The sequence below is a fragment of the Aeromonas sp. s8 genome, from assembly GCF_040907785.1.
Lineage (GTDB): Bacteria > Pseudomonadota > Gammaproteobacteria > Enterobacterales > Aeromonadaceae > Aeromonas > Aeromonas veronii.
The window spans coordinates 1-11,904 of record NZ_JBFOCL010000023.1 but is presented as its reverse complement, the minus strand read 5'-3'; the positions used below and the strand labels follow the sequence as shown (position 1 = coordinate 11,904).

The 11,904-nt window shown below is 58.9% G+C and carries 10 protein-coding genes; 5 read left to right on the top strand and 5 right to left on the bottom strand.

Translation table 11 applies throughout. The features are described 5' to 3' along the window. Nucleotides 1–8: 8 nt before the first annotated feature. Both AB5Y86_RS07765 and AB5Y86_RS07760 read right to left on the bottom strand, forming a co-directional pair. A complete protein-coding gene (locus AB5Y86_RS07765) occupies nt 9–695 on the bottom strand; it encodes a pirin family protein (protein ID WP_368192518.1) in 687 nt (228 codons plus the stop codon). Nucleotides 696–725: 30 nt separating this feature from the next. Beyond that, a complete protein-coding gene (locus tag AB5Y86_RS07760; RefSeq protein ID WP_368192517.1) occupies nt 726–1,058 on the bottom strand; it encodes a hypothetical protein in 333 nt (110 codons plus the stop codon). A 258-nt stretch (nt 1,059–1,316) separates the two neighbouring features. Here AB5Y86_RS07760 and AB5Y86_RS07755 point away from each other — a divergent pair, with 258 nt between their 5' ends. After that, entirely contained in the window at nt 1,317–2,231 is a 915-nt protein-coding gene (locus tag AB5Y86_RS07755) for a LysR family transcriptional regulator (protein WP_160881980.1), read from the top strand. A 99-nt stretch (nt 2,232–2,330) separates the two neighbouring features. After that, nucleotides 2,331–2,750, top strand: coding sequence for a hypothetical protein (locus AB5Y86_RS07750; RefSeq protein WP_139440346.1), 420 nt, complete (start codon nt 2,331–2,333; stop codon nt 2,748–2,750). Between the two features lie 93 nt (nt 2,751–2,843). On the opposite strand, the gene AB5Y86_RS07745 is transcribed toward AB5Y86_RS07750, so the two are convergent. Together AB5Y86_RS07745 and AB5Y86_RS07740 are read right to left on the bottom strand one after the other, a co-directional pair. Then, nucleotides 2,844–4,838 (bottom strand): methyl-accepting chemotaxis protein, encoded by a 1,995-nt coding sequence (locus AB5Y86_RS07745; RefSeq protein WP_368192516.1) that lies wholly within the window; start codon nt 4,836–4,838, stop codon nt 2,844–2,846. 192 nt (nt 4,839–5,030) lie between these two features. Further along, the gene (locus AB5Y86_RS07740) at nt 5,031–5,381 is read right to left on the bottom strand and encodes a hypothetical protein (RefSeq protein WP_005355311.1); all 351 of its coding nucleotides are present in this window, start codon (nt 5,379–5,381) and stop codon (nt 5,031–5,033) included. A gap of 199 nt (nt 5,382–5,580) precedes the next feature. Between AB5Y86_RS07740 and AB5Y86_RS07735 the strand changes: the two genes are divergently transcribed. From AB5Y86_RS07735 to AB5Y86_RS07725, 3 genes are all read left to right on the top strand, one after another. Further along, a complete protein-coding gene (locus tag AB5Y86_RS07735; RefSeq protein WP_005336534.1) occupies nt 5,581–6,303 on the top strand; it encodes a response regulator in 723 nt (240 codons plus the stop codon). A 33-nt stretch (nt 6,304–6,336) separates the two neighbouring features. After that, the gene (locus AB5Y86_RS07730; RefSeq protein ID WP_267528881.1) at nt 6,337–7,698 is read left to right on the top strand and encodes an ATP-binding protein; all 1,362 of its coding nucleotides are present in this window, start codon (nt 6,337–6,339) and stop codon (nt 7,696–7,698) included. 140 nt (nt 7,699–7,838) lie between these two features. Continuing rightward, on the top strand, nt 7,839–9,227 hold the full coding sequence (locus tag AB5Y86_RS07725; RefSeq protein ID WP_368192515.1) for a transporter substrate-binding domain-containing protein: 1,389 nt from the start codon (nt 7,839–7,841) through the stop codon (nt 9,225–9,227). Between the two features lie 67 nt (nt 9,228–9,294). On the opposite strand, the gene AB5Y86_RS07720 is transcribed toward AB5Y86_RS07725, so the two are convergent. Further along, complete coding sequence (locus tag AB5Y86_RS07720; RefSeq protein WP_368192514.1) at nt 9,295–11,247, bottom strand: ligand-gated channel protein; 1,953 nt, start codon at nt 11,245–11,247, stop codon at nt 9,295–9,297. Nucleotides 11,248–11,904 lie beyond the last annotated feature (657 nt).

The following is an 11,904-nucleotide window of genomic DNA, read 5'->3' as shown; positions in this document are numbered from 1 at the left end:
TGACTGCTTCAGGGTAGGTCAAATAACAGAGCTTGGCTGGCACTGGTCGCAAACAGCTCCCACCGGTATTCATCACGACTGAGTACCCCGTCGCCGGGTCGGGCAGCCAGACCGTTGGCGGCAAGCTCCCCTGAAATCATCTGCAGGTAACCGTGTCGGCCAGCCAGTGCCCATTCGAGCGTCTCGCCCGGGGCCAGTTCCAGCCGCCATACGCGGGCCTGTTGGCGGATCCGCAGCGATCCCGCCTCGCCATCCGGTGACGCCACCAGCGTCATGCCCGGTCTGGACTCGATCTTCTTCTGCTGATATCCGGGTGGCGTGCCGAACTCGTTCGGCTCGATCCAGATCTGCAACAGGGAGAGAGGATCCGTCTGCGAGGGGTTGTACTCGCTGTGGCGGATCCCGCTGCCTGCGCTCATCAGCTGGAAATCCCCTGCCGGGATCTGCTCGGCATGGCCGAGGCTGTCCTTGTGCTCTATGGTGCCTTGCAGCACGCAGGTGAGGATCTCCATATTGGCGTGAGGGTGGGTGGCGAATCCGCCACCCGGCGCAACCAGATCCTGATTGATCACCCGCAGTACCGAGTGCCCCATCCACTCCGGGTCATAGTAGTGACCGAAGGAGAAACTGTGGCGCGCGTCCAGCCAGCCAAAGTTGGCCTTGCCCCGCGCTTCTGCGGCTCTCAATTGCATCATGGTCTGCTCCTCACCTACCGGGACGGTTGATTAACGCTGTTTGCCGCTACCGATGCCGAACGGAATACGGTATTCGCTGCTCTGGTCAGCCAGGCTGACAGTCAGGTTGCCCTGGGTACGGCTCGGGATCCGCACCTGCTGGGTGCCTGTCAGGTTGGCGTGGACTGATGCCAGCAGATCGCCAGACTCGTCACGCACTTCCAGCATCGGATTGGCTTTGCCATCCATTGCGGCAGTGGCGTTCCAGTTCACAAACAGCACACCGGGCATGGAATTGAAGTCAGCCGGTACGGAAGCCTGGGCGAAACCTGTGGTCATCAGGCCTGCAACGGCCAGCATCTTGATTACGTTTTTCATGTTCATTCACTCTCTTGTTTTATATGTCATTGCCAAGGCCTTTTCGGCCAGAATCAATGCATCCATGCAAGAGGTTATTCAAATAGTGTGTTGTTCTTTCACCGACATCAGACAGACCGATTTGGTGTGTCACAGTGCGGAACTACCCGCATATTTGGCCGCTCGACGTTCCTGCCTAAGCGTTGATTGAATATTAAAGTGACATGACCTAACTTGTTAGCGAGATAAACTGGCAAACATATTCAAAAAAATTGAAGGTGAGGAATGGCCAAGGAATCGAACAAGGAGCGGGCGCTGACCCTGGAGGCAATCCGGGTGCTGGACGCCATCGACCGCCGCGGCAGCTTTGCGGCGGCGGCCGACGAGCTGGGCAAGGTGCCCTCGGCATTGAGCTATACGGTGCAGAAGCTGGAAGACGAACTGGATGCCATGCTGTTTGACCGCAGCGGCCACCGCACCAAGTTCACCCCGGCCGGACGCATGCTGCTGGAGCGCGGCCGGGTGCTGCTGGAGGCAGCCGAGCATCTGGTAGGCGAGACCCGGGCGCTGGCCCGTGGCTGGGAGACCGACATCACAGTCGCCGTCGATGCGCTGGTCCCGGTGCAGGCCCTCTACCCCTTGGTGGAGAAGCTGGCCGAGCAGACCGATACCCGACTGCGGCTGCGGGCCGAGGTGCTGGCGGGTAGCTGGGAGTGTCTGGAAGATGGTCGCGCCGACCTGCTGATCTCCTCCATCAACCCGGACATCATGATGACCGGCATCAAGCATCAGGTGCTGAAAGAGGAGGTGATGCTCTATGTCGCCCATCCCGATCATCCGCTGCATCAGGAGCCCGAACCCTTGGCCGACGAAACCCTGCGCCGCTACCGCGCCATCGCCGTCGCCGATACCGCGCTGCGCAAACCGGTGCTCACCTACCGCCTGCTGGACAAGCAGCCGCGCCTCACCGTCAGCACCATGACGGAGAAACGGGATGCCCTGCTGGCAGGGATCGGCGTCGGCACCATGCCACAGAGCTGGATTGAGGAGGACATCCGGGCCGGACGACTCAAGGTGATCAGCCCCGAATATCGCCATCAGCTGCAGGTCGTGCTGGCCTGGCGGCGAGACACCATGGGCAAGGCCAAAAGCTGGCTGGTGCGGGAGATACCAAAACTGTTTGCGGCTGGTGAAAAATGAGACACAGTTAACAGACAGCTCAATAGCTGCCTCACTTGACACCCAGCTCTTTTATTGGTTCCATAGCCGCCTCATTTGAACCAATGGAATCTGTAAAAAATGAAAAAGAGTTTGCTGGTAGCCCTCACCACCCTGCCCCTATTTGCCAATGCTGGCCTGATGGACTCGCTGACCGACAGCGTCACCAGCAGCGTCAAGGATGCAGCCAATACCGCAGTATCCAGTGCAGTGGACAGCGCATCCAACGAAGCCATCAAGAAGGCACTGGATATCAAGGAAGGCGGCTCCAACAAGCAGGCTATTAAAGAGAAGCTGGGCGCTCCTGCCACCACCAAGACCGAATCCGGTCTGGAAGTGTGGACCTATGATCTGGATGCCCTGAAAAAGGCCTCTCCGCTGCTGGCAGAAACCACCAAAACCCTGCTGAAAGATACCGACGCAGCCAAGAAGAACGTCGTTATCAAGTTCGAAGGTGATACCGTCAAGAAAGTAGACCTGACCGACAAGGCTCAGGGCTAAGTTCGCTCGGCCGGTGGAGTGGGCTGAACACCCGTATCGGCGCAGATAGCAAGAGGGAGAGCACCGGGCTCCCCCTCTTTCATTATCGGTTTGTTACACCTTGAAGCGATGCACCAACGCCACCAGCTGGCGATTGGACTCCAGCAGGGTGGCCGAACTCTGTTCGGTATTCTGACCGTTATCCACCAGCAGATTGACCATGTCGCGGATCGTGACCATGTTGCGGTTAATCTCTTCGGTCACCCGGCTCTGCTCCTCTGCCGCAGTCGCAATCTGGGTACCCAGATCGTTTATTTGCACCACGGCATCCGCCATCTTGTCGAGCCCGCCTGTCACCTGCTCGGTATTCTCGGTCGCCACCTGACAGCTCTGCTTGGTGTGCTCCATGGCCACCACGGCTTCGGCCACCCCCTGCGTCAACCGGGAGAGCATGCTCCCCACCTCGGCAGTGCTATTCTGGGTTCTCGCCGCCAGTGCGCGCACCTCATCAGCAACCACGGCAAAACCGCGCCCCTGCTCACCGGCCCGCGCCGCCTCGATGGCCGCGTTGAGTGCCAACAGGTTGGTCTGGGCAGCAATATCGCCGATCACGCTGAGTACACTGCTGATCTGGCGAGCATCTTCCTGCATCCCCAATACCTTGGTCGCAGCAAGATCCACTTCATCGATCAGCGCCGCCACACTGGCAGAGGCCTGACCCACTACCTGACGGGACTGAATCGCCTGACCATTGGCAGACTCGGTAAAGCTGGCGGAATCGCTCGCGTGGTGCGCCACACTGTCGGCAGTGGAGCTGAGCTCGGTCAGGGCTGTCACTATCTGATCGGTCTCGGCGGCATGCTCACCGAGAATGCGTCTGGCCTGCCCCGTCTGCTGATCCAGCTGGGCCAATTCACGGGTAATCAGCTCTGTGGTCTCGGTCACCTGCAACATCATCTGCTGCAGATAGGCGATAAAGCGGTTCACCGATTGAGCGATATGGTCCAGCTCATCGTGCCCCTTGACCCGGATCCGGGCAGTCAGATCAGCATCTCCGGCCGAGAGCGCATCGATGTTCTGCTTGAGGGTGTCGAGTCGACTGCCCAGCTGCTTGATGGCCATCAACATCAGCGCAAACAGCAGCACCACTAGCGGTAGCTGGATCGCTGCCAGCGTCTTGAGCACCTCCTGACTGTCGTGGGTAAGGGTGCTGGTTGGCAGCGCCGCCGCCAACAGCCAGGGGGTTCCTTCGATGGGTTGCATCAGCAATGTCTGCTCTTCACCCAAATCCTGAAAGGTAGTGCGCTGCAACGCGGCGCCATTACCTTGCCCCAGCAGGCTGGCGATGGCGCTGGCAAAGGGATAGTCCCCGTGAGATGAGAGGTTGCCCAGCACCACATCCCCAGTCAAACGACCATTCTTGCTGAGGATCTTGCCATCGGCCTCGACGATCATCACCTGACCACCGATCTCCTGCTCTTTTTTGGCGACCAGATCATTGAAGAAACCCAGCGTCACATCGATGGTGGACACCCCGTAAAGGGAACCGTCACGATAGATCCCCATGGCACAGTTGGTGCGCGGCTGTTGGCTGGCACCATCCTTGTAAGCCGCCGCCCAGACACACATGCCTTTCGCCGCCTGCTGCCCGGCTCTGTGCCAGGGCTGCTCGAAATAGTTGGGCGCCTCGGCCGAGTTCCAGTAGGTGTTGGGGATCAGCTTGTTGGCACCATCCCGATGAAAGAAGGTACTGAACTTGATGTGACCGGCTTCCCGCTGATCCGGCATCGGCCAGATGCCGCCACCAAACACCATGGCATTGCCATATTGATCGATCAGAGCAGGGAGAACAGCATCGATTTGCTCACTCGGCAGTTGGGCAACCAGCTGAGTGATACTGCGTGACTGGCTCTGCACCCCGTTGAGCTGATCGCGAATGTCGGTCGCAATCTCGCTGACCCGCAGCACCAGATTCTGCTCACCCGCCCGTTGCAGCTCGGGTTTGACCCATAACTGGATGCCGATTACGGTCAGCACACAGACCGCCACCATGAATCCCAGAAAAACGGCGGTATATCGCCCCTTGATTGTCCCCAGATCCCAACCCATACCCTCTCCTGTTTTCGGCCACTGCTAACTGCAGCTTGTTATATGAGCGGGCATTATCTTGCAATTCGCTCACGGCGCGTTTGCCATCGCTCACATAAGCGACAGTAAGATAAGGATTCGAGCGAAAATGGATCGATACGATCACAAAAAGGGTGGCCTCGGCCACCCTTGGGTTGATAACAGCTGGTGCTGTTACTGGTTCGCTTCGGCGAACTGCTTCATCGCTTCGGCGTGCTTGGTCATGCCGGCGGCACGCTCGTTGAGCTTCTTGATGAACTCCGCCTTCTTGGCAGGATCTTCAATGCGGTCATAACGTTGCTGCAGGTTGGCCTGGATCTGCTCCGGGGTCATGTTCTGCATGCGGGCCATCTTGTCGTGGCGACCACCGTGGTGTTTGCCACCCATCATGCCGCCGCCGTCCATCGGGCAATCCACCATGGCACCGGGCTGTCCGGTGGGGGCTGCTTCACTGGCTGCATAGGCACCCAGCGGCAGGCCAAGGATCAGGGTGGCGGTCAGCAGGGTTTTGGTCAGCTTTTTCATGGTCTATCTCCTGTAGGGATGATTCGGGTTCGGCTCTCTCGCCTTGCCCTCAAGTAAACACCCGACCGGTGTCTGAACTTTGCCAGCATCGCCCTTTTTTGTAGCAGAGTGTGGCATCGTGCGGATCTGGCACACTTTGACACAAACCGTGCAGCGTATTTTCGTATACTCGTGCCAACGCCAAGCAGGGGAGGTATTCATGAACCAGGGCAACACCCACATTCTGGTGGTCGACGATCACAGCGAGATCCGCGATCTCTTGAAACGCTTTCTGGAACAGCACGGCCTGCGGGTCAGTTGCGCCCGGGATGGCAAGGAGATGAAGCGACTACTGGAGGAGCGGGAGTTCGACCTGCTGGTGCTGGACCTGATGATGCCGGGTGAAGATGGTCTGACCCTCTGCCGCGAGCTGCGGGTCAAATCGAACCTGCCCATCATCATGCTGACTGCCATGGGGGAAGAGACCGACCGCATCATAGGGCTGGAGATGGGGGCCGACGACTATCTGGCCAAGCCCTTCAACCCGCGCGAGCTGCTGGCGCGCATCAAGGCGGTGATGCGCCGCACCCAGGCAGAGACCCAACCCGCCGCCGAAACCCTGACCCGGGATCTGCGCTTCGATCGCTGGCTGCTCGACGTCAATCGCCGGGAGCTGGTCGATGAGGATGGGGTGGGCCTGAGCCTCTCCACCGCCGAATTCGATCTGCTCAAGGTGTTTCTCGAACGCCCGCAACGGGTGCTGAGCCGGGATCAACTGCTGGATCTGGCCCGTGGCCGCGAGGCGGTGGCCTTCGATCGCGCCATCGATACCCTGGTGAGCCGCCTGCGCCGCAAGCTGGAGCGGGATCCCAAGAACCCGGAGCTGATCAAGACCATCTGGGGTGGCGGCTATATGTTCTCCGCCGACGTGACGCAGGTTTAAGCAGTGGGCACCTTGCGACGACTGTGGGCACGGATGTGGCCCAAGGGGCTGACCGGCCAGATCATTCTGGTGGCGCTGGCGGGGCTGATCCTGATCCAGCTGCTCAGCATCCAGATCTACCGCACGGATCGGGAGGAGGCGCTCGGCTTCGTCAACAGCCGCAACGCCATGCAGCGGATCATCTCTGTGGTCAGGCTGCTCTCCCTCTCCCCCCCGTCCCTCTATGACGAGATCCTCAAGGCGAGCCGCAGCGAGACCCTGCTGCTTCGCCTCTCCGACGAACCGCTGCAACCGGATAACCGCAGCCCCCGCTTCGAGCAGCTGGTGCGCTCGCGCCTCAACTACCCCCCCGGCCTCACCGTCGAGATCAGCGCCGAGCTGAAAGAGGATAACCAGCGCAGCAAGGCGTGGGAACATCACGCCCGCATGATGCGGGATCGCAAGGGGCCGCCCCCACCACGGGATATGCGGCTCTATGGCTCCATCGAACTGCCGCAGGGGGGCTGGCTGCAGTTCAGCTCGCTGGTCGACAAGGAGGCGGGCAGCTGGTCGTGGCAGACCACCCTCAACCTGATGCTGGTCGCCAGTCTGGTGATCGGACTGATGGTGCTGCTGTTTCGCCGTGCCACCCGCCCACTCAAGCAGCTGGCAGGCAATGCGGAGCGGCTCGGACGGGGAGAGGATATCGAGCCCTTGAAAGAGGAGGGGCCGACCGAGATCCGCGAATCGATTCAGGCCTTCAACCGGATGCACACCCGGCTAGACCGCTTCGTGCAGGACAGAACCCGGATGCTGGCGGCCATCTCCCACGATCTGCGAACCCCCATCACCAGCCTGCGGCTGCGCACCGAGTTTCTGGCCGATGGCGAGGACAAGGATCGGATCCAGCAGACCCTGCAACAGATGGAACAGATGCTGGCGGCAACCCTCAGCTTTGCTCGCGAGGAGGGGCAGCAGGAGGCCACCCGCGAGCTGGATCTGGTCAGCCTGCTGGTCAGCCTGTGCGATGACTATGCCGATACCGGCCAGCCGGTCACCTGTCTGGCGGAGGGCAAAGAGGTCTACGCCTGCCGGGCCAACACCCTGCGCCGGGTGCTGCAGAACCTGATCGGCAACGCCATCAAATATGCCGGCAGCGCCGAAGTGTCGCTGGAGCGGCGCAAGGAGGAGCTGTTGATCCGGGTCTGCGATAACGGGCCGGGGATCGATCCGGCGCGGCTCGAGGATGTGTTCAAGCCATTCGTGCGGCTCGATGAAGCGCGCAACACCGAGTCCGGCAGTGTCGGGTTGGGGCTCTCCATCGCCCGCACCCTGGTCCATCAGCACGGCGGCGAGCTGACCCTGCTCAATCGGCCACAGGGGGGACTGGAGGCGCGGATCAGCCTGCCGCTGTAAGTAATTACTCTATCCGCCAGCCTTGTCATGGCGCCATTTGCATCATGCAAACTTCATCATTTGAGCGCTTGTTCTTCGATCAGAAAGACGGTGATAATCGGTGACCACGGGACGGTATACGGCAACGGATTGGAGCAAGGATGGCCTTTTCCAGGACAGGAGTCATAGTCAGTATCGGATGGGGGCTCCTGCTACTCGCCCTTGCCCTGCCTGCCTGGGCCAAAGCCCCGGAAGAGCCGATCATCATTACCAACTCCAAAGCCTGGCAGCCCTTCTCCTATATCAATGAGTCGGGCCAGCCGGATGGCCTGCTGATCGATTTGTGGCGTGAATATGCCAGGGTCACCGGCCAGAAGATCGAGTTCAGGCTGGTCGACTGGCAAGGCTCCCTCGACCTGCTCCATGAGGGGAAAGCGGACGTTCACGCCGGACTGCTCTGGTCACCGGAGCGGGACAAACTGTTCGACTATGGCCGGCCTCTCGCCCAGCTCGACTCCCAACTCTTCTTCTCGAGCGAACTGCGCGGCACAGATGTACATTACTACCTGCTCCATGAAACGGTCGGTGTGGTAGCCGGTGGCTACGAGGAATATTACGCCAGACGCTACTTCCCCGGCACCAGACTGCAGACCTTCAATGACAATGACACCCTGCTGGCGGCGGCCTTTCGGGGCGACATAAAAGCCTTTATCGCCGATCTGCAGGTCGCCAACTTCTACATCTATACCTCGGACGATCCCACCCGCTTTATTCCGGTTCGCCACCTCTATACCGACCAGATCCGCTTTGCGGTGAAAAAGGGCGACTTTGCCCTGTTAAACCGGCTGGAAGAGGGGTTCGCCAAGCTCAAAGAGAGCGATCGAGAGCGGATCATCCGCAAGTGGATGCATGTCGAAACCGTCTACCCCATCCATCTCGGTCCCTGGCTACTTCTGGCCGGTGCATTGATCATGGTGGCCTACATAGTGCAATTGCGCCGCGCCGTTGCCAGCCGTACCACCGAGTTGAGCCGCGCCAACGCCAGACTGGAGAAACAAGCCAGTACCGACCCCCTGACCGGCCTGCTCAACCGACGGGCATTCATGCCCGCCATGGAGCAGCGGCTGGCAAGCGGGGAGCCCTGTGCCCTGTTGCTGTTCGATGTGGATCACTTCAAGGAGACCAATGACCGCTTTGGTCATGGCATCGGGGATCTGTTGCTGGAAAAGCTGGCCACGACTGTGACCAACCTGTTGCCCGAAGAGGCTCTACTGGCCCGCATCGGCGGCGAGGAGTTTTGCCTGTTGCTGCCGCTGGCCACATTGGCCGAGACAGAGCAATGGGCCGAGCGTATTTGCCTGGAGAGCAACCGGCAAACCCTGCACACCAGCAGCGGCGAGGTGACCCTCTCCATCAGCACCGGGGCAGTCTGGGTCGCCGCAGAGAGAGAGGCTGATGCCGACCAGCTACTGCGGCAGGCTGACGCCCTCATGTATCAGGCCAAGGGACTGGGACGCAATACCTGGCGAGCCGCCCCCTATCAGGCATAGTCCCCTGACGGACACGCAATAAAAACGGCCGCCATCGGAAGATGGCGGCCGCATGACAGGTTCCCTATCAGAAGTTGTAAGTCACGCCCAGGTTGTAGCGGCGACCATCCAGCACAGTGCCATAGCTGCTGTAATCTACCGTCTTGTCGAACAGGTTGTAGACCCCGGCGGTCAGATCCAGATGCTTGTTGGCCTTGTAGACCAGGCCCATGTCAAAGAAGGTGTAGGAAGGAGTCCCCTCCGCCATCTTGACCCGGCTCAGGTATTCGGAGGTCTCGCCACGGAAGTTGACCCGTGACCAGAGGCTGAGATCCTCGGTGGTTTGCCAGTCAACACTGCCGTTGAACATGTGACGGGGCATCTGGTTGAGGGCATGACCCGCCAGTGGACCACTCTTCTGCTCGGACTGGGTAAAGGTGTAGCTGGAGCTGACCGACCAATCCTCATTGATGGCCCAATCCATCATCCCCTCGACACCGCGCATGTTCGCCTTGTCGACGTTGACCCGATCACTGATGAAGTCATAACTGTGACCATTAAGGGTACAGGCGGGATCACTCTTGCTGGTGCAGCGACGCACTTCGGAGATCTTGTTCTTGAAGTCGGTGTTGAACAGGGTAACCCCGGCGTTGAAGCCCTGATGACCGTTCCACAGCAGGCCGATCTCTTCACTCACGCTGGTCTCGGGTTTGAGATCAGGATTACCGACCAGCATACCATCCAGGCTGCCACCACCGGTGACCTGACCCCAGTTGGCCGCCGACATTCGCAAGTCAGGAGAGCGGTAACCGGTCGATACGCCTCCTTTCAGGGTCCAGCTATCATCCAGATGCCAAACGCCGTAGAGGCGCGGGCTCCAGTGAGAGCCGTAATTTTGATCCCGATCCATGCGGGCGCCACCGGTAAGGGCAAAGCTATCAGTGAGTGACCACTCATCCTCGACAAACATCGCCCAGCTCCAGCGAGTCAGCTGCTCGGCAGGGTTGGCCACTTTCAGGGTATTGCCCTGATCGTGCAGATCCTCATAGCGATACTGACCACCGACACTCAGGTAGTGATCACCCAGAATAAACTGGGTATGGGTATCGGCGATGGTGTTGGTAAGTTCCATCTGGCGGCCGGGGTTGGTGTTGGTTTCCTGCTGCAGATAGCTGCTAGAAGAGCCGAAATCATACTGGCCATCATGGGTGAGCGCATAGTTGGTGCGCTCGTATCGGTTAAGGCTATCTTTCGCCTTGGCAGCCAGCGAATTGCCGGCCGTGCGATCCCGATCCTGCAGACTACGACTGGCTTCCAGATCGAAGCGGTTATGATCATCAGGCTTGAAGCTGAGCACGGCCGTGCCACTGCGAGTCTCCTGCTCGGCAAAACCCTGGATAAATTTGTCTTCACCACGATGGGCAAGCTGACCATTGAAACGCAGCCCCAACACGCCATCGATCAGTGAACCTGCGGTATAGGCATCGGTCTGGAAGCTGTTGCCGGCATCCTTGTTCTCCTGGAAGGTAGAATCAGCATGAACCGAGCCCTGCCAGGCCAGACCGGTGGTCTTGCGGGTAATCACGTTAATCACGCCCCCCATGGCATCGGAACCATAACGGGATGACATAGGGCCACGGACGACCTCAATGCGCTCAATCGCCTGCAGTGGCGGCAGCCAGCCCTGCTCGATACCCGGACCATCGCTGTTCGGGCGAGTACCACGGCTATCCACCTTCTTGCCATCAACCAGCATCAGGGTGTATTTCGACCCCATACCGCGAATGCTGATATCACTGCTACTGCCACCGCCGGTCACCACAACACCGGGAACATCCTTCAGGGCATCGGTCACATCGCGATAGGCCCGTTTCTCCAGCTGCTCACGGGTAATCACGGAGATGGAGGCGGCAGAGTCTTCAATCTTCTGCTGGAAGCCGGAAGCGGTGACGACCATCACCTCTTGTTTGGCAGCATAGGCCTGGGTCGCAAGAAGGGAGCAGATCAGCAAGGCAAGCTTGTTCGGTTTCACTGTTGTCATGTTTTAGCCTGAACATTTTTAGTAGGAAGGTGACGTATTCCCTTACTTCACTCATTACAACGCCCTGGCATCCGGCCAGGCGCAGTATTAGAAAAGGCTCATTTGAAAAGCACTTTATTAATCAGCCCGCATTGTAACGACCCCGCTCCGATCATTCAAACAATAATCATTATCATTTATCTCGAGCGGCATTCCTGCTGCAAAACAGCCCATTCTTGATAAGAGACTGTTTTAATGGAATAAATCCATAAGCAAAAAAGGGATTACACAAACAAGTGGAAGCGATGACGTACCGTTGCAAGATGGCCTGATCTAATCCTCAAGCTCTATCAGCTCGCAGCGGAACAATATGGCCAAGATGGGATGTCCTGCGATACAGAGGTGGAAATAGTAGTAAGAACGCCAATAGGGGAAGGTATTGCCATCGTGGCGGGATATCGGCAGCTCACCAGCAGGCTAAAAAAACATCAAAGCCAAGTCGTAAGACCGGTCATGAAGCCGAGCTTTGGTATTTGTTCTGGTATGCAAACCTGTGGGTCTTATGGACAGAACCGCCCATAGCAAAAAGGCCTTCCCATCAGGGAAGGCCTTCAAATTAGTGGCGGAGCGGACGGGACTCGAACCCGCGACCCCCGGCGTGACAGGCCGGTATTCTAA